Source organism: Amycolatopsis sp. NPDC051371, from assembly GCF_040682155.1.
GTDB lineage: Bacteria > Actinomycetota > Actinomycetes > Mycobacteriales > Pseudonocardiaceae > Amycolatopsis.
Window position 1 is genome coordinate 63325 of record NZ_JBFBAG010000051.1, and the last position, 17785, is coordinate 81109.

Genomic DNA, 17785 nt, shown 5'->3' on the forward strand with positions numbered 1-17785 from the left:
CACGCGCTCGGTGCGGTGACTAGCCTGGGCTCGTGGACCTGATCGGCTACGTGCGGGCGCAGCGGGCGGGCGTCGTCTCGACGCTCGGGCCGGGCGGGCAGCCCCAGGCCGCGTACCTCACCTTCGCCGTCACTGACCGCGGCGAGCTCGTCTTCGACGCCAAACCGGACTCGCGCAAGGTCGCGAACCTGCGCCGCGACGGCCGGGTCGCGGTGGTCGTCGGCGGACCGGACGGTACGACCCTGCAGGGCGAGGGCACCGCCGACTTCCCGGCCGGCGCGGATCTCGGCCGCTGCACGGCGGCCTACGTGGCGGCGTTCCCGGAGTTCGCCGGCTCTTTCGACGCGGGCGCCGTCGTCGTTCTGCGGGTCAGGCTCACGTGGGCCCGTCATGGCGACTTTCGCGGGGCCACTCCGGACTTTCACGAGGTGCCGCTGCCGGAGTAGAGCCCCAGCGCGTCGAACCGGCGGCTGCCGCTCGGCGTGATGGTCAGTTCGCGGTCCCCGTCACCGCGCCGGACCAGGCCCGCCGCGAGGAACGCCGCCAGCACCTCGTGGCCGAGGACGCCGCCGAGGTGGGGGACGCGGTTGGTGCGGTCGAGGCACGCGGTCGCGAGCCGGCGGCGGCCGGGGTCCACCGCGGCCGGGTCGACGCCGAGGTCGTGGAACGCCGAGACGTCGCCGCCCAGGGTCAGGTCCGCCGCCGAACCGTCCGGGGCTCGCAGGGCGCCGCGGTCGACGAGCATGGCGAACACCGTCACGCCGAGCCGGCCGGCGGTGTGGTCGTAGCACGTGTGCGCGATGTCCACTGTGGACTCCGCCGGACGCGGTGGCGCGAGGGAGTCGTTGCCGCCGTAGCGGGCGAGCGCGGTGAGCACCGGCAGGAGGTCGTCACGGCCGACGCGGTACAGCGCGTGGCGCCCGGCGTGCTCGACCGTCACCAGCCCGGCGGCCCGCAGCCGCGCCAGGTGGTTGCCCAGCCGCGGCGCGGTGACGCCCAGCGCGTCGGCCAGCTGCACCATCGTGTGCGGGCCTTCCGCGGCCAGCAGCTGCAGCGCCGTGAGCCGCACGGGGTCGGACAGCTCCCGTGTCAGCCCGACGATCGCGCTCTGGACGGCGTTTCCGGGTTCGACCATTCCGCTCACAACGCGATCCTAACACCATTCATGGGTTGCTGAACGGTGATTGCTGTGCTTACCATTCAGGCTCTCGTGAAGGGTGGTTGCATGAGAAGCCTCTTGTGGGGACGCGGGGTGTCCGCGCTCGGCGACGGCCTGTGGTTCACGATCTGGGCGCTGTACTTCACCCGGATCCTCGGGCTGCCCGTGGTGACGGTGGGCGCGGGCATGGCGGTCGCGAGCGCCGTGGGCATGGCGGCCGCGGTGCCGCTCGGCGCGTTCGCCGACCGCGCCGGCGCCCGGGCGGTGCTGGTCGTGGTGACGCTGGTGCGCGCTGCCGCGATGGCCGGGTACCTGGCGGTGGGCGGGACCTGGTCGTTCCTGGCCGTGACGGTGCCGTTCACCGCGCTGGCCACCGGCGGGACCGCGGTCCGGACGGCGCTGATCACCGGGCTGGTCGCCGACCCGGCGCACCGGATGCGCGTGCTGGCGCAGCAGCGGGTCGCGCAGCACGTCGGTTACGCCGTGGGTGCGGGACTGGGGGCGCTCGTGCTGACCGCCGACGCGCCGTGGGCGTACACCCTGGCCATCGTGGGCAACGTGGTGAGCTTCCTGGTTCTGGCCGGCACGACCCTGCTGGTCCCGGCGCCCGCCGCGGCCCCGGCACGGCACTCCGGTGCTCGCGCGGTCCTCGCCGACCGGCCGTACCTGTGCGTCGCCGGGGTGACCGCGGTGCTTTCCCTGTGCTGGGCGATGTTGTCGGCCGGGCTGCCGCTGTGGCTGTCCGGCTCGACGCGGTTGCCGCTGGGGCTGGGCGGGCTCGTGGTCGTGCTCAGCTCGGTGGGCATCGCGGTGTTCCAGGTGCCGTTCGCCCGGTTCGGGAGCACGGCGACCCGGGCGGCCCGGACCGCCGTGGTGTCCGGGGTGGTGCTCGCGGCGAGCTGCCTGCTGCTGGCGACGACGTCCGGCGGCGCGGGAGCGGGCGCGGTGACGGTGGTGGTGCTCGCCGCGGTGCTGCACGTCGTGGGCGAGCTGAGCTACGTGGCCGCGAACTGGGGGTTGTCGGTGCGGCTGATGCGCGAAGAGGCGAAGGGCGCTTACCAGGGAGCCAGCGAGGCGGCCACGGCGACGGTCCAGATGGTCGGCCCGGGGGTGTTCACGCTCGCGATCGGCGGCCTGGGCGCGCTGGGGTGGGTGCTGGTCGCCGGGGTCTTCCTGGTGGCGGTCGCGCCGGTTCCGCGGCTGACCCGCTGGGCGGTCCGGGCCCGCGAACCGGCGCCGGCCCCCCTCGAGACGTCTTGAATGAGTCATTCAGGACCTCGCACGCCCTGAATGACTCATTCAAGACACGCGGGGCCGCCCCCGATGACCGGACGGGCGGCCGCTTCGGTGTGGCTATGCTCCGAAGCCGTGCCGGAAACGCGTCTCGACCTCGACCGGATCCGGGCCGCCCGCCGGGTGATCGACCCGGTCTTCCTCGACAGCCCGCTCTACCGCTGCGAACCCCTCGAGCGCGAGCTCGGCTGCCGCGTGAGCATCAAGCTCGAAACCGCCAACCCCGTCCGCAGCTTCAAAGGCCGCGGCACCGAACTCGTCGTGCACGGCCTCGCCGAACGAGGCGAGCGAGCCGCCGTGTGCGCCAGCGCGGGCAACCTCGGCCAGGCGCTCGCTCTGTCCGGGCGGGGTCGCGGGATCGACGTCACCGTCGTGGCGTCGCGGTTCGCGCCCGCGGCCAAGCTCGAGCGCATCCGGGCGCTCGGCGCGGACCTGCAGCTGGTGGACGGCGACTTCGAGCTGGCTCGCGAGCGGGCGGTGGCCCTCGCGCGGGAGCGGGGCGTCCGGCTGGTCGAGGACAGCCTGGACGTCGAGACCTGCGAGGGCGCGGCGACGATCGGCTTGGAGCTGGCGGACACCGGGCCGTTCGACGCGGTCCTCGTCGCCCTCGGCGGCGGCGCGCTGGCCACGGGGGTCGGCCACGTCCTGAAGAACTGCGCACCGGGTACGTCGGTGCTCACCGTCCAGCCGGCGGCCGCACCGGCGATGACCCTGTCCTGGCGCGAGCGGCGCGTCGTCACGACCGACTCGGCCGACACGATCGCCGACGGCGTCGCGGGCCGGTACCCCATCCCGGAGGTCCTCGACGACCTGCTCCTCGTCGCCGACGACGCCGTCCTGGTGGAGGAGACGTCGATCATCGCGGGGATGCGGCTGTTCCTGGAGCACGCGGGCCTGGTGGTGGAACCGTCGGCGGCGCTCGGCCTCGCGGCGATCCTCGAAGACCGCGACCGCTTCGCCGGGCAGCACGTGGTGGCGATCGTCTGCGGCGGCAACGTCGACCTGCCCGCATACCGCCGGTGGCTGGCTTTTTGAGCCGGACAGCAAGCCCTTCTCGCGCATGGCGGTCCGGAACACCTCGGTCCGCGTGACGTCGAGAATGTCCGCCGCGCGCGCCGCGGCGTGTCATCATGACCCTGGCCCGATCGGCGAACCGAACGGAAACGGGACTCGATGGACGCTTTACCGAACGGTGGGACGACCGCGACCGACGACGGCGGTCCGTCGATCCGCGACATGCTCGCCGTCAACCTGCGGGCCGCGCGTGCAGCGCGGGGCCTGTCGCTGTCCGAGCTCTCGCGGCGCTCCGGGATCGGCAAGGCGACCCTCTCGCAGCTGGAAGCCGGCACCGGCAACCCGACCATCGAGACCGTCTTCAGCCTGTCGCGCGCCCTCGAAGTGGCCATCTCCGACCTGCTCGACCACCGGCCCCGCGGCGGGCTGACCGTCGTGCGCGCGGCCGACGTCGAAGTGCTCCGCGGTGAGGGCATCGACCTGCGGCCGCTGCGGCGGATCGAGGCCGAGAACAGCGTGTTCGAGGTCTACGACCAGGTCGTCCGCGGTGACGCGCCGCAGCGGTCGCAGGGGCACGTCGGGGTCGAGCACACCGTCGTCCAGACGGGTGGGCTGCGCGTCGAGGTCGGCGGGCGGACCGTCGACCTCGGGCCCGGGGACTACGTCGCCTTCGACGCCCGCGAGCCGCACAGCTACACGGCGCTCGCCGCCCCGGTCCATTCGGTGCTGTTGCTCCAGTACCGAGCCGACGAGCGACTCGAGGGCCGGCCGCATCCCGTCTTGCGGGATTGACACCCGCGCCTCGCGCGACTTAACCTCCGATCGTTCGCTTTACCGAACACCGGAGGGTCGATGAACCGAACGCGGGCGGTGGTGATCGGGGCCGGCGTCGTCGGGGCGGCGTGCGCCCGGGAGCTGAGCCTCGCCGGGTTCGACGTCCTGGTCGTCGACCGCGGCCGGCCCGCGGGCGGCACCACTTCGCACGGCGAAGGCAACCTCCTCGTCTCGGACAAGGGGCCGGGCGCGGAGCTCCGCCTCGCGCAGCTTTCGGGCCGGCTCTGGCCGGAGATCGCGGCCGAACTGGGCGATGCCTGCGAGTTCGACCCCAAGGGCGGCATCGTCGTGGCCACCACCGAAGCCGGCGCCCGCGCGCTCACGGCGTTCGCCGCCGAGCAAGCCGAAGCCGGGGTCCGCACCGAACCACTGTCCACAGTGGACATCGTGGCGGCCGAACCCGCGCTGACCCGCGAGGTGACCGCCGCGGTCCGCTATCCGGAGGACGCGCAGGTCCAGCCGGCCGGCGCGACGCTGGCCCTGCTCGGCTCGGCCCTCGCCCACGGCGCCCGCCTGCGCACCGACACCGAAGTCACCGGCGCCGTCGTCCGCGGCGGCCGGATCACCGGGGTCCGCGTCCCGGGCGAGGTCCTCGACGCCGACGTCGTCGTGAACGCGGCGGGCCCGTGGGCGCGGGAGGTCTCGGCGCGCCTGGGCGCCCCGATCGCGGTCCGGCCCCGGCGCGGCGAGGTGCTGGTGACCACGCCGATGCCCGGGGTGGTGCGGCACAAGGTCTACGACGCGGACTACGTCGGGGCGGTCGGCTCCGGCGACGGCGAGCTGCAGACGTCCGCCGTCGTGGAGTCGACGTGGGGCGGCACGGTCCTGATCGGCTCGTCCCGCCGCCGCGTGGGGTTCGACGACGCGATCGTGCCGGACGTGCTCAGCGCCATCGCCGTCAAGGCGCTGCGGCTGTTCCCGTCGCTGGCCGACGCCGCGGTGATGCGGGCGTACGGCGGGTTCCGGCCCTATGTGGATGATCACCTGCCCGTCCTGGGCGAGGACCCACGGCTCGAAAACCTTTGGCACGCAACCGGACACGAAGGCGCGGGCATCGGCTTGAGCGTCGGCACGGCGAGGCTGCTGCGCGAACTGCTGACCGGAGCCGAGCCGTCGATACCGGTCGAAGAGTTCACTGTGGACCGTCCGGCGGTGCTCGCGTGATCGAGATCAGCATCGACGGCGAGGCAGTGCCGGGCTTGGATGGGCAAACCGTGGCCGGGGTGCTCCTGGCGGCCGGGCGGATGTCCTGGCGCACCACGAGATCCGGTGCACCGCGCGGCGTGTTCTGCGGGATCGGCGCCTGCTTCGACTGCGTGCTGACCGTGAACGGCGTGCCCGACGTCCGCGCCTGCCGCCGCCGCGCCGCCGACGGCGACGAGATCCGGACCCAGTCCCGGCAGGAGGACGCATGACGCGGGTGGTGATCGTCGGTGCCGGGCCGGCCGGGCTCGCGGCCGCCGAGCACGCGCTGCGGGCCGGGGCCGACGTCACCGTCCTGGACCAGTCGGACGCTCCGGGCGGGCAGTACCACCGGACGCCGCACGGACGGCCGCACGGCTTCGAGGAACTGCTGAGCCGGTGCGAGTGGTGGCCGGAAACCACGGTGTGGGCTCTCCACAACGGACGGGTTCACGTCCTGCGCGGCCCGGCCGACGGCTCCGGTCGTGAACGCCGCACCCTCGAACCCGACGCCCTGGTCCTCGCCACCGGCGCACACGACCGCACCCTGCCCTTCCCCGGCTGGCAGCTGCCCGGCGTCTTCACGGCGGGCGCCGCGCAGGCGCTGGCCAAGGGGGAGCGGGTCGCGGTCGGCCGGCGGGTGCTCGTCGCCGGGGCCGGTCCTTTTATCCTGCCGGTCGCCGAATCGCTGCTCGCCGTCGGGGCTGAAGTGGCGGGAGTCCTCGAAGCCAACACTGCCGCGACCGTCCTCAAAGGATGGGGCGTCCGCGTGCGCAAGACCGGCGAACTCGCCCGCTACCTCGCCACGCTCGCCCGTCACCGCGTGCCGTATCGCTTCGGCCGCGTCGTCGTCGAAGCGCGCGGCGACGACCGGGTCCGCGAAGTCGTCACCGCCCGGGTCCGCGCGGACTGGTCGGTCGTGCCCGGCACCGAACGCACCTACGAGGTCGACGCCGTCTGCGTCGGCCACGGCTTCAGCCCGCAACCCGAACTGGCCGTCGCCGCCGGGTGCGTCCTCGACGGCGGATTCGTCCGGGTGAGCGAGGATCAGCGGACCAGCGTCGCCGGTGTGTTCGCCGCCGGTGAGATCACCGGGATCGGCGGTGCCGACGCCGCGGCAGCCGAGGGCGCCGTCGCGGGATGCGCCGCCGCCGGGGGCACGCCGAGCCGTGACTTGCTGCGCGCCCGGGACCGTACCCGGGTGTTTGCGCACCGGCTGAAGACCGCTCACCCGATCGGCGCCGCGTGGCCCGGCTGGCTGCGCGACGACACGATCGTCTGCCGCTGCGAGGAAACCACCTACGGTCAGCTGAAAACCGCCGCCGCCGACCCGGTCGCGGCGGGCCCGCACGCCCTCAAGCTCGGCACCCGCGCCGGGCTCGGCCCGTGCCAGGGCCGGATCTGCGGGCCCACCGTCGCCGAACTCTGCGAGGGCGCCGAGCGCCACCACCGTCCGATCGCCCAGCCGATCCGCCTGGGCGAGCTCGCCGATCCGAAGGAGACCCCAGTATGAGCACCCGCGACCTCGGCGGCGTGGTCGTCGCCGCCGCGCTGCCCTACCGCGCGGACGACTCCGCCCCGGCCGGGCTGGCCGTCGACTACGACGCCTACGCCGAGCACTGCCGCTGGCTCGTCGAGAACGGCTGCCGCGGCGTCGGCCCGAACGGTTCCCTCGGCGAGTACTCCTCGCTCACCGACGACGAACGCCGCCGCGTCGCCCGCACCGCGATCGAGGCCGTCGGGTCCGACGGGATCGTCGTCGTCGGCGTCCACGGACCCGGCGCGCACCAGGCCAAGCAGTGGGCGGAGGCGGCGGCAGAGGACGGCGCGCACGGCGTCCTCTGCCTCCCGCCGACGCTCTACCGCGCGAACCACGGCGAGGTCATCGCGCACTTCGAGGCGGTCGCGTCGGTCGGGCTGCCGGTGATGGTCTACAACAACCCCTTCGACACCAAGGTCGACCTCACGCCGGACCTGCTGGCGGAGATCGCGCGGATCGACAACGTCGTGGCCGTCAAGGAGTTCTCCGGCGACGTCCGGCGCGTGCTGGAGATCCGCGAGCGCGCCCCGGAGCTGGCCGTGATCAGCGGCGCCGACGACGTCGTCCTGGAGAGCCTGCTGATGGGCGCGTCCGGCTGGTTCGCCGGGTTCCCGAACGTCTTCCCGGCCGAGTCGGCGCGACTGTTCGAGCTGGCCACGGCGGGCAAGCTCGACGAGGCCCGGGCGCTGTACGAGCCGCTGGTGGCCGCGTTCCGCTGGGACTCGCGCACCGAGTTCGTCCAGGCCATCAAGCTCGGGATGGACATGGTGGGCCGCTACGGCGGGCCGTGCCGCCCGCCGCGGGGGCCGCTGTCCGACGTCCAGCGCGAGCAGGTCCGCGCCGACATGGGCCGCGCGCTGGCCTCGCTGGGGGTGGCGTAGGTGCGGTCGTCACGGGCGATCACGGCAGTCGACTCGCACACCGAGGGCATGCCGACGCGGGTGGTGACCGGCGGCGTCGGCACGATCCCCGGCGCCACGATGGCCGAGCGCCGCCGGTACTTCATGGAGCACCTCGACCACCTCCGCCAGTTCCTGATGCACGAGCCGCGCGGGCATTCGGCGATGAGCGGCGCGATCCTGCAGCCGCCCTGCCGCGACGACGCCGACTGGGGTGTCGTGTACATCGAGGTGTCCGGCTGCCTGCCGATGTGCGGCCACGGCACCATCGGCGTCGCGACGGTGCTGGTGGAGACCGGCATGGTCGAGGTGACCGAGCCGACGACCGTGGTGCGCCTGGACACCCCGGCCGGGCTCGTGCACGCGGAGGTGACCGTCCGCGACGGGCGTGCTTCCCGCGTGAAGCTGCGCAACGTCGCGTCGTTCCTCGCCGAGCGCGACGCCGTCGTGGACGTCCCCGGCCTCGGCGAGGTCCGCTACGACCTGGCGTACGGCGGGAACTTCTACGCCATCCTCGAACTGTCCCAAGTGGACATTCCGTTCGAACGGTCCGAAAAGGACCGGATCCTGGCCGCAGGCCTGGACATCATGAGCGCGATCAACGAGCAGCGCCCGCCGAAGCACCCGGCCGACCCGCTGATCGGCGGCTGCAAGCACGTCCAGTTCCTCGCCCCGGGCTCGGACGCGCGGGCGTCGCGGAACGCGATGGCGATCCACCCGGGCTGGTTCGACCGGTCGCCCTGCGGCACCGGGACGTCCGCCCGGATGGCGCAGCTCCACGCTCGCGGCGAGCTGCCGCTGCACACGCCGTTCGAGAACAGTTCCTTCATCGGGACGACGTTCACGGGCGAGCTGGTGGGGGAGACGGAGGTGGGAGGGGTGCCGGCGGTGATCCCCGAGTTTTCGGGCCGCGCGTGGATCACCGGCACGGCGACCTACCTCCTCGACCCGGACGATCCGTTCCCGACCGGGTTCGTTCTCTAGGACGTGATGCTGGCGACCGCGTCGACGCCGTAGTTGTTCGCGTACCCGTTCTCGACCCCGACCAGGATCTCGGCGACCTCGAACCAGCGGTCCCAGAACGGGGTTTCGCGCAGGGCGTCGACCAGGCGCTGGTACGCCGCGTGGTCGACGGCCTCCCACACCCAGACGTCGGTCACGCGCGCCGAGTAGAACTCGGTGTCGTAGAAGCGCGACCGGACGCCTTTCGCCTTCTCCTCGACCGCCGGGACGATCTCGGTGCGGAAGGCCTCGATCCGCTGCTCGACCGTCATGGCCAGCCACTCCGGCGTGGTCTTCACCAGCATGAACGCCGTCACGCCCGCTTCGAAGGACATGGTTTCCCCTTTCACGCGTATGCGCCGGCTTCGATGTCCTCGACCAGCGTCGGCCCGGATGGCGTCCAGCCGAGCAGTTCGCGGGTGTGCGCGTTCGACGCGGACATGTCCAGGCCGAAGAACCGGCCGATGAACCCGAAGTGCTCGACCGCGTCCTCCGGTGCCACCGAAACCACCGGCAGGTCGAGCGCGTGCCCGATCGCCTCGGCGATTTCCCGCGTCGTGACGGCTTCTTCGGCGACGGCGTGCAGCCGGGAACCGGCGGGTGCGGCTTCGACGGCGAGCCGGACCAGCTGAGCCGCGGCCGGGCGGTGCACCGCGGACCACGCCGCGTCGCCGTCGCCGAGGTAGGCGGACACGCCGTGGCGGCGAGCCGCCGCCGTGATGGACGCCAGGAACCCGTGGTCGCCGACGCCGTGCACCGACGGCGCGAAGCGGACGCTGACCACCCGGACGCCCTTCGCGACGTACTCGAGCGCGAGGTTCTCGCCGCCGCCGCGCATCGAGTCCGGGCCGACCGCCGGGGACACGTCGGTCTCGACCGCGGGCCGGCCCTGGACCAGGCCCGCGAGCGCGCCGGCGAGCACGAACGGCCGGTCGGTTCCGGCGAGCGCGTCCGCCATCGTCTCGATCGCCGCGCGCTCGGTCCGGTTGTTCTCCGCAGGGTTGGCCCAGTCGTGCTTGTTGCCCAGGTGGACGACGGCGTGGGCGTCGAGCGCGCCGTCGCGGAGGCCGTCGAGGTCGTCGAGGTCGCCGCGACGAACCCGGGCGCCCGCCTTGGCGAGCTCGAGGGCCGCGGCGTCCGAGCGGGCGAGGCCGGTGACCTCGTGCCCGGCGCCGAGCAGTTCGCCGACGACCGCCGAGCCGATCCACCCCGTCGCTCCGGTGACGAACACGTGCATGGTGCTGCTCCTTCTTCGGGATACTCGTTACGAGTACGAAGCTAGGAGCCGCGATGCCCGCCGCGCCACGCAACTTCGGCAACCTACAGTTGCGTCAGGTGCAAGTCGCGGTGGTCCCGGTGCCGGTTCCGGTGCCCTGGTAGCCGAACTCCGTCGACTGGCCGGGGGACAGCGTGCCGTTGAAGCCGGCGTTCGTGAACCGGACCGTGCCGGTGTCGCCGCTGCGCCCGGCGTTCCACGCGGAGGTGATCGCGGCGCCCGCGGGCAGGGCCGCGGTGACCGTCCAGCCGGTGATCGCGGCCGCTCCGGCGGTGAGGCGGACCGTCGTGACGAACCCGCCCGTCCACTGGTTCACCGACACCGAAGCCGTGCAGGTGCCACCCGGCGGCGGCGTGGTCGGCGTGGTCGGCGTGGTGCTGCCCGGGCCGTCGGTGAGGACCGGCGTCGCCCAGTCGCGCCACTCGGCCAGGTTCCCGGCTTTCTTGCCGGAGATCCGGAACGTGCCGGCCGCACTGCCCGTCTTCAGCAGGAACTTCTGGATGTTCTGCTGCAGCGGCGTCCGCCATTCGGGTCGCGACGCGCAGTGCGTGCCGTCCTGGACGTCGGACCAGTAGCTGATGTTCTCGCCCGCGCCGAGCGCTTTGTAGACCTCCGCGCCGGCCAGCGCCGCGACGCTGCCGGAGCGGGCGCCGAGCCAGTCGATGTGCGGGTTCTCCATGACGAACAGCCCGCGCGGCGCGACCATCGCGACCAGTTCGTGGGTGTCGACCGGCAGCGCGGCCGGATTGCCGGTGTACGCGCTGAAGGCGTCGCCGAACCACGGCTGCTCCCCGTAAGCGTTGCTCAGCGGCTGCGAGCCGCTTTCGCCGGGGATCCCGCGCAGGATCGGCACGCCCGCGGTGCCCGACTCGATCGGCATGGTGAGGGCGATGCGCTGGTCGAGCGCGCCGATCGCGAAGGCGCTCTTCCCGTACCGCGAGCACCCGGTGACGCCGAGCGCGTCCGCCTTGAGGACCTGGCCGCCGGACTGCTCGACGACGTCGATGATCCGGCTGACGCCCCACGCCCAGGCGGCCAGCAGCCCAGTGCTGCTGGAGGAGCCATATATGCTGTAGAACGCTCCCTGTTTGTTGGTCCGGGGCGTGCCTTCCTTGCCGACGACGAGCGGGTCGTAGGTGATGACGGCGGCCCCGGACGCCTTGATGGTGGCGGTGTCCGCGCCGAATCCGCCGACCACGACGACGGCCGGGAAGGGACCGGTGCCGCCGGGCAGTTCGACGCCCGCCGAGAAACTGGCGTTGTGGCCGTTTTCGCTCACGTTCACGGTGATTCCGGTGGTCGACACCGTGCCCGTGACGCTGGCCGGTTTGGCCGGCTTCGAGCCGTAGACCGTCCGCTCGGCGAGCTTCTTGATTTCCTCGCGCCGGCACCGCCAGTCGGACTTGGCGGTGATGCGTGTGCCGTCGATCTTTCTGAAGGGATCGGGAAGTTTCGCGGTGGCGGGCCACGATGCGGGCACGGAGACGGGACAGCCGGCGCCGTCGTCCTCGACCGCCGCCGCCGCGCCGGAAGCGACGGTGATCGCGCCGGCCAAGCCGAGGACGGTGGCCGCCAGGAGGACGAGGGCAGGACGGAGCCGACGAGCGCGCACCGGGATTCTCCCTTCCGGGAAACGGAATGAAGAAACGTTAGAACCGTTCCGATTCCGTCGTCAAGAAGGGAAGGAAGTCCGAAACTTTCGAATTGCCGCCTATTTCGAAAGTTTCGGATTCGGGTGGGGGAGGAGCGCGGCGAGGTGCCGCCGCATCCGCTCGGCGATCAGGCGGTACCCCTCGGCGTCGGGGTGCAAGCCGTCGGCGAGCAGGCCCGCGTCGGCCGGGCCGAGGATCGACGGGCCGTCTACGACGGGCAGGCCGTGCGCGGCGTTCGCGACTTCGGCCCGGACGTCGGCGAGGGTGAGCCCGAGCGCGTTGGGCTGCTGCTCGCGGTCGGGGGCGTGCAGGGGGGTGGTGAGCAGGATCGGCGTGTCGGGATGACCGTCGCGGATCGTGCGGACGAACCCTTCGAGCGCGGGCCCGAGCGAGCGCGCGGAGAAGGACGCGGCGCCGTGGATGTTGACGCCGACGCACAGGCTGATCACGTCCGCCTCGGTGTCGCGGATGTACCGGGCCACCGCGGGATCGAGGTGGCACTCGCCCGCGAAACCCAAGCAGCGCAACGACCAGCCGAGGTCGGTCGCCACCAGGGCGGGCCAGGTTTCGGATGGCCCGGCGGCGAGCCGGCACTGGGTGATCGAGCTGCCGTAGGCGATCCAGCGCGGACCCTCCGGCACGGCGGCGAGTTCGCCGTTCAGCTCGAGTTCGCCGAGCCTGACGTGGCTCGACTGCGGCAGCCAGATCCGCACGCGCTTGCGGCCGGCGGGCAGGCCGTCGACGTGGACGGCGTGCGAGCGGCTGACCAGTTCTTCGTCGACCACGACGTCGATGTACCCGGTGGTCTCCACGTCCCAGTCGAAGCCGCGCGCGTTCGTGTCGAACTCCAGCCGCACCCCGGCGGGCATGAGCGCGACGTCGTCGAGCCGCGGGTGCAGCGGTCCCGAGGGCAGCCGACGGGGGACGAGCCGGCCGCCTTCTTCGACGAGTTCCGCGTGGCCGCGCAGGAAGTCCTTCACGAGCTGAGCTCTTCGGCGAGCTGTGTGACGGCGTGGCGCAGGTCTTCCTCGTCGATCACCAGCGGCGGGGCGAGGCGGATCGTCGAGCCGTGGGCGTCCTTCGCGAGGACACCGCGGCGAAGCAGCCCTTCGCACACGTCGCGGCCGCTGCGGCCGAGGACGTCGACGCCGGCCCAGAGGCCGAGCGTGCGCACGTCCCGGACGTTCGGCAGGCCGGTGAGGAGCCCGGCCAAGACCTGGCCCAGCTCCGCGGCCCGCCGTTGCGGTTCACCGGTGGCGAGCTTGCGGACCACGGCGGTCCCGATGGCGCAGGCCAGCGGATTGCCACCGAACGTGCTGCCGTGCTGGCCCGGCTGCAGGACGCCGAGGACGTCCCGGCGCGACACCACCGCGGACAGCGGGACCAGGCCGCCGCCGAGCGCCTTGCCGAGCAGGTAGACGTCCGGCTCGACGCCGAAGTGCTCGCAGGCGAACGTGCGCCCGGTCCGGCCGAGCCCGGACTGGATCTCGTCGGCGATCATCAGGACGTCGTGCGCGGTGCAGGCTTCGCGGACGGCGGCGAGGTAGCCGGCCGGGGGCAGCAGCACGCCCGCTTCCCCCTGCACCGGCTCGATCAGCACCGCGACGGTGTCCTCGGTGATGGCCGCGCGCAAGGCCGCGGCGTCGCCGAACGGGACGGTGTCGAACCCGGGCGTGAACGGGCCGAAGTCCGCGGTCGCGACCGGGTCGTCGGAGAAGCTGACGATGGTGGTGGTGCGGCCGTGGAAGTTGCCGGCCGCCACGACGATCCGCGCGCGCCCGGCCGGCACGCCCTTGACCGTGTAGCCCCACTTCCGGGCGACCTTGATCGCGGTCTCGACGGCTTCGGCGCCGGTGTTCATCGGCAGCACCAGCTCCATGCCGGCCAGCGCGGCCAGCTCCTCGCTGAAGGTGCCCAGCCGGTCGTGGTGGAACGCGCGGCTGGTCAGCGTGAGCCGGTCCAGCTGCTCGTGGGCCACGGACAGGAGCTCCTTGTCGCCGTGGCCGAAGTTCAGCGCGCTGTACCCGGCGAGGAGGTCGAGGTAGCGCCGGCCCTCCACATCGGTGACCCAGGCGCCCCGCCCTTCGGCCAGCACCACCGGCAGCGGGTGGTAGTTGCGGGCGGTGCCGGCCTCGACGCGGGTGATTTCGTCGGTCGTCGCGCTCACGAGCTCTCTTTCCGGGGTCGTCTGGGGGAACGGGTCTGGCTGAGCTCCGACCGCAATCCGGTCAGGAGCTCGGCACGATCGGTGGCGCGGGCCTCGTCCGTCGCGCGCACCGCGAGCACGAGGGCGTCGGTGAGCACTTGGGCGGGCAGGCCTTCGCCGGTGGATCCGGTGTCGCTGTCCACGGCGAACAGCGAGACGTGCACGCGGTCGGCATACACGGGGACGAGCGAGCCGGAGATCAGCACGGCCCGCGCGCCGACGGCGGCCGCGTGGTCGAGCACGATCTCCAGCTCGGCGAGCAGGCGGCCGGGGGAGTACAGCACGACGACGTCGCCGGGGCCGAGCTCGAGGAGGTCGTCGGCCAGGCGGAAGCCGGTGGCACCGCTGACCCGGGCGCGCCGGCCGATCCGGCGCAGCCGCAGGGCGAGGTAGGCGGCGATCGATTCGGACGGCCCGATTCCGAAGGCGAGCACGTCGCGGGCGCCGGCCAGGGTGGCGACCGCCGTGTCGAACGCGGGTTCGGTGGTGAGCCGCCGGGTGTCCGCGAGCCGCTGCGCCGCCTCGGTGAACACTCCGTCGAGCAGGGCGGCGGTGGCCGAGACCCGCTCGTCCGGACGGCCGGGCGGCGGGGGTACCGGGCTCGTGGCCCGCACCACCTGCCGGGTGAGGCTGTGCCGCAGTTCCAGCAGGCCTGCGTAACCCAGCGAGCGGGCCGTCCGGACGACGGTCGCGTCGCTGGTGCCGGCGGCCGCCGCGATCTGCTCGGCGGTGGCGAAGATGGCTTCGCGGCTGTGGGTGCGCAGGTAATCCGCGACCTTCCGCTCCGCCTTCGACATCATCGCCAGCCGGCCGGCGATCCGGTCCTGCAGCGACTGCTCTGTAGCGTCCATGTCAGTCATTGACTTCCCTGTAGGAATGACTACATAGTAGCGCATCAGTCATTTGCTGCAAGCTCTGTAGTGTGTACTACAAACGCTCGGAGGAGCTGCCCGTGTCGACCGTTCCCCTGCTGGAGCTGAGCGGCTCACCCGCCGAACGCGGCCGACACCACGGCGAGGCGGCGCGGGAGGAGATCGCCCGCTCGCTCGACCACTACCGGCGCTCGTTCGCCGTCAAACCCGGCCTGGCCTGGGCCGACGTGGTCTCGCGGGTCGGGCCGTGGCGGAAGCTCGTCGCCGACCACGCCCCGGACCTCCTGGAGGAGATGGACGGCATCGCGGCGGGGGCCGGCGTCCACCCGGACGAGGTGCTCGCGCTCAACGCGCGCGGCGAGATCGCGCGCAACCACGCCAGCGGGTTCACCGAGATGGACGGCTGCTCGTCGTTCGCGCTGCTGCCCGAAGCGACCGGCGACGGCCACGTCTACTGTGGACAGAACTGGGACTGGCGGGCCGAGACCGAGGCGACGACCGTGCTGATCCGGATCGTGCAGCCGCCGAAGCCGACCGTGATCATGCAGGTGGAGGCGGGGCAGGTCGGCCGCCACGGCGTCAACTCGGCGGGCCTCGCGCTCAACGCCAACGGCCTCGACGGCGCGTTCGGCACCCCGCCCGGCCTGCCGCAGCCGGTGCTGCGCCGCCTGATCCTCGACAGCCCGACCCTGCGCGACGCGTTGCGCGTGCCGTTCACCCGTCCCCAGCACATCGCCACGAACCTGCTGTTCACCCACCGCGACGGGTTCGCCGTCGATCTGGAGACCACGCCGCTCGACCACCGCTGGGGCTACGCGTCGGAGGGGGTTCTGGTGCACGGCAACCACTACCAGTACGGCGTCCCGCCGGCGCTGGCCGGGCGGTACCGGCCGGCCGCGGTGGACTCGCTGTACCGGGTTCCGATCATCGAACGCGGGCTCGCGCGGGCGTCGGACGCCACGGACTCCGCCGGCGTGCGCAAGGTCGTGCAGGGTGCCATGAGCGACCACTTCGGGCACCCGCACGGGGTGTGCGCGCACCCCCGGGAGGGCGATCCGGAAGTGAGCCGCTACAAGACGACCATGAGCAGCCTCGTCGACCTCACCGCGGGGGAGTACCGGGTGCTGCGCGGGAACCCGTGCGAGGGCGAATACCAGCTGCTGCCGTGGCACATCGCCGACGGCCCCGGCGGGTCATGAGCCGGTCTCGACGTGGTCGAGGACGCCGAGCGCGTCCGGGACGAGCACGGCGGCGGAGTGGTAGGCACTGACCAGGTAGGACGTCACGGCGCGGTCGCTGATGCCCATGAACCGGACGTTCAAGCCGGGCTGGTATTCGTCGGGGAGTTCCTGGGGTCGCAGGCCGATGACGCCCGCGTCGTCCTCGCCGGTGCGCATGGCCAGGATCGACGTCGTGCCGGTGTCGGTGATCGGGATCTTGTCGCAGGGCAGGATCGGGACACCGCGCCAGGCCTGGACGCGCTTGCCGTCGAGGAGAGCCGGGGCCGGGTAGACGCGTGCCCGGGTGCATTCGCGGCCGAACGCGGCGATGGCGCGCGGGTGGGCGAGGAAGAACTTCGTCTTGCGGCGCCGGCAGAGCAGGTCGTCCAGGTCCAACGGCGTCGGTGGCCCGCTGCGGGTGGTGAGGCGGTGCTTGAGGTCGACGTTGTGCAGGAGCCCGAACTCGGTGTTGTTGACCAGCTCGTGTTCTTGCCGTTCCCGCAACGCTTCCACGGTGAGCCGGAGCTGTTGCTCGAGCTGGTTCATGGGGTTGTTGTAGAGGTCGGTGACGCGGTTGTGGACGCGCAGGACGGTTTGGGCGACGGCGAGGTCGTACTCGCGGGGTGAGGGGTCGTAGTCGACGTAGGTGCCCGACAACATCGGCTCACCGTCGTGGCCGGCGGAGAGGTCGATGCTGGCTTCGCCCTTGGCGTTCTGGGGTTTCCGCGGCCGTCCGATGGCTTCGGCGACGTGGGCGCGGAGTGACTCGGACCGGCCGTTGAGCCGGGCGTAGGCGCTCGCCGGCAGCACGAGGGCGATGACGTGGGTGGCGGCGCGGGCGGTGAACGTCCACCTCGCGTCGTCGCGGGCGAGGAGTTCGGCGCCGAAGTGGTCTCCGTCGGTGACGGTGCCGAGGTGGGTTTCGTCGCCGTACTCGCCGCGGCCGTGGCGGGTGACCTTGCCGTGGGCGATGAGCACGAGGGTGTCGAGCGGCGTGTTCGCGTCGACGATCGTCGCGCCGGGTTCGAATTCGCGTTGTTCGAAGGCCTCGGCGAGGGCGCTCAACGCCGTCTCGTCGCCGAAGCCGCGCAGGAGTTCGAGTTCGGTGAGTTCGGCCGGCACGACCTGGACGCGTGCGCCCGTGTTGTAGAAGCTGACTTTGCCGTCGCCGATGGTGTAGGTGAGGCGGCGGTTGACGCGGTAGCTGCCGGCCGGGACGTCGACCCAGGGGAGCTGGGAGAGCAGCCAGCGGGTGGTGATGCCGCGCATCTGCGGCAGCGTCTTGGTCGTCGTGGTCAGCGTCCGGGCGGCTGTGACGCTCAGCGACAGCTGTACGGACGTCGTTTCCTCCGTCACCGTCACCGGTCTCAGCCTTCCCGGCCGAGTTCGGCGCTTTCCAGCACGGCCAGCGCGTCCGGCACCAGCACGGCCGCGGAGTAGTAGGCCGACACCAGATACGACATGATCGCCTGCTCCGACACGCCCATGAATCGCACGTTCAGCCCCGGCTGGTACTCATCCGGCAACCCGGTCTGGTGCAACCCGACCACGCCTTGGGCCTGTTCGCCGGTGCGCATCAGCAGGATGGAGCTGGTGCGGGTGTCGGTCACGGGGATCTTGTTGCAGGGCAGGATCG

General features: G+C 72.5%; 18 protein-coding genes and 1 pseudogene. 10 read left to right on the top strand and 9 right to left on the bottom strand.

Annotation, left to right across the window (positions count from 1 at the left end; all coding sequences use genetic code 11):
* Positions 1 to 32 precede the first annotated feature (32 nt).
* The gene (locus AB0M59_RS43235; RefSeq protein ID WP_364627425.1) at positions 33 to 446 is read left to right on the top strand and encodes a pyridoxamine 5'-phosphate oxidase family protein; all 414 of its coding nucleotides are present in this window, start codon (positions 33 to 35) and stop codon (positions 444 to 446) included.
* Here the strand turns inward: AB0M59_RS43235 and AB0M59_RS43240 are convergent.
* On the bottom strand, positions 422 to 1135 hold the full coding sequence (locus AB0M59_RS43240; protein WP_364627457.1) for a helix-turn-helix transcriptional regulator: 714 nt from the start codon (positions 1133 to 1135) through the stop codon (positions 422 to 424). The genes AB0M59_RS43235 and AB0M59_RS43240 overlap by 25 nt on opposite strands.
* Positions 1136 to 1225: 90 nt before the next feature.
* Here AB0M59_RS43240 and AB0M59_RS43245 point away from each other — a divergent pair, with 90 nt between their 5' ends.
* The 8 genes from AB0M59_RS43245 to AB0M59_RS43280 all read left to right on the top strand — a co-directional run bounded on the left by AB0M59_RS43245 (position 1226) and on the right by AB0M59_RS43280 (position 8905).
* Positions 1226 to 2419: an MFS transporter gene (locus tag AB0M59_RS43245; RefSeq protein ID WP_364627427.1), complete on the top strand. Its 1194-nt coding sequence runs from the start codon at positions 1226 to 1228 to the stop codon at positions 2417 to 2419.
* A gap of 108 nt (positions 2420 to 2527) precedes the next feature.
* Positions 2528 to 3487 carry a pyridoxal-phosphate dependent enzyme gene (locus AB0M59_RS43250; RefSeq protein ID WP_364627429.1) on the top strand — a complete coding sequence of 320 codons (960 nt, stop codon included), beginning with the start codon at positions 2528 to 2530 and terminating at the stop codon, positions 3485 to 3487.
* A gap of 138 nt (positions 3488 to 3625) precedes the next feature.
* Positions 3626 to 4258: an XRE family transcriptional regulator gene (locus AB0M59_RS43255; protein ID WP_364627431.1), complete on the top strand. Its 633-nt coding sequence runs from the start codon at positions 3626 to 3628 to the stop codon at positions 4256 to 4258.
* Between the two features lie 60 nt (positions 4259 to 4318).
* Positions 4319 to 5464 carry an FAD-dependent oxidoreductase gene (locus tag AB0M59_RS43260; protein WP_364627433.1) on the top strand — a complete coding sequence of 382 codons (1146 nt, stop codon included), beginning with the start codon at positions 4319 to 4321 and terminating at the stop codon, positions 5462 to 5464.
* On the top strand, positions 5464 to 5715 hold the full coding sequence (locus AB0M59_RS43265) for a (2Fe-2S)-binding protein (RefSeq protein ID WP_364627458.1): 252 nt from the start codon (positions 5464 to 5466) through the stop codon (positions 5713 to 5715). Before AB0M59_RS43260 ends, AB0M59_RS43265 begins: the two co-directional genes overlap by 1 nt.
* Positions 5712 to 6995, top strand: a complete 1284-nt coding sequence (locus AB0M59_RS43270) for an NAD(P)/FAD-dependent oxidoreductase (protein WP_364627435.1) — start codon at positions 5712 to 5714, stop codon at positions 6993 to 6995. Before AB0M59_RS43265 ends, AB0M59_RS43270 begins: the two co-directional genes overlap by 4 nt.
* A complete protein-coding gene (locus AB0M59_RS43275) occupies positions 6992 to 7903 on the top strand; it encodes a dihydrodipicolinate synthase family protein (protein ID WP_364627437.1) in 912 nt (303 codons plus the stop codon). The genes AB0M59_RS43270 and AB0M59_RS43275 overlap by 4 nt, the downstream gene beginning before the upstream one ends.
* Entirely contained in the window at positions 7904 to 8905 is a 1002-nt protein-coding gene (locus AB0M59_RS43280) for a proline racemase family protein (protein ID WP_364627439.1), read from the top strand. It begins immediately after the preceding gene.
* On the opposite strand, the gene AB0M59_RS43285 is transcribed toward AB0M59_RS43280, so the two are convergent.
* The 6 genes from AB0M59_RS43285 to AB0M59_RS43310 form a co-directional block, all read right to left on the bottom strand.
* Positions 8902 to 9258: a darcynin family protein gene (locus AB0M59_RS43285; protein ID WP_364627441.1), complete on the bottom strand. Its 357-nt coding sequence runs from the start codon at positions 9256 to 9258 to the stop codon at positions 8902 to 8904. The genes AB0M59_RS43280 and AB0M59_RS43285 overlap by 4 nt on opposite strands.
* Before the next feature lie 11 nt (positions 9259 to 9269).
* Positions 9270 to 10160, bottom strand: coding sequence for an SDR family oxidoreductase (locus AB0M59_RS43290; protein WP_364627443.1), 891 nt, complete (start codon positions 10158 to 10160; stop codon positions 9270 to 9272).
* Positions 10161 to 10254: 94 nt separating this feature from the next.
* Positions 10255 to 11811 (bottom strand): cellulose binding domain-containing protein, encoded by a 1557-nt coding sequence (locus AB0M59_RS43295; RefSeq protein WP_364627445.1) that lies wholly within the window; start codon positions 11809 to 11811, stop codon positions 10255 to 10257.
* 99 nt (positions 11812 to 11910) lie between these two features.
* On the bottom strand, positions 11911 to 12831 hold the full coding sequence (locus tag AB0M59_RS43300) for a GDSL-type esterase/lipase family protein (RefSeq protein WP_364627447.1): 921 nt from the start codon (positions 12829 to 12831) through the stop codon (positions 11911 to 11913).
* Positions 12828 to 14018: an ornithine--oxo-acid transaminase gene (gene rocD / locus AB0M59_RS43305; RefSeq protein WP_364627449.1), complete on the bottom strand. Its 1191-nt coding sequence runs from the start codon at positions 14016 to 14018 to the stop codon at positions 12828 to 12830. Before rocD ends, AB0M59_RS43300 begins: the two co-directional genes overlap by 4 nt.
* Entirely contained in the window at positions 14015 to 14908 is an 894-nt protein-coding gene (locus AB0M59_RS43310) for a MurR/RpiR family transcriptional regulator (RefSeq protein WP_364627451.1), read from the bottom strand. Before AB0M59_RS43310 ends, rocD begins: the two co-directional genes overlap by 4 nt.
* A 101-nt stretch (positions 14909 to 15009) precedes the next feature.
* Between AB0M59_RS43310 and AB0M59_RS43315 the strand changes: the two genes are divergently transcribed.
* A complete protein-coding gene (locus AB0M59_RS43315; RefSeq protein ID WP_364627452.1) occupies positions 15010 to 16128 on the top strand; it encodes a C45 family peptidase in 1119 nt (372 codons plus the stop codon).
* On the opposite strand, the gene AB0M59_RS43320 is transcribed toward AB0M59_RS43315, so the two are convergent.
* Both AB0M59_RS43320 and AB0M59_RS43325 read right to left on the bottom strand, forming a co-directional pair.
* Complete coding sequence (locus tag AB0M59_RS43320) at positions 16123 to 17511, bottom strand: family 2B encapsulin nanocompartment shell protein (protein WP_364627454.1); 1389 nt, start codon at positions 17509 to 17511, stop codon at positions 16123 to 16125. The two genes, AB0M59_RS43315 and AB0M59_RS43320, sit on opposite strands and share 6 nt — an antisense overlap.
* Positions 17512 to 17516: 5 nt before the next feature.
* A pseudogene (locus AB0M59_RS43325) lies at positions 17517 to 17785 on the bottom strand (Crp/Fnr family transcriptional regulator); the annotation flags it as partial.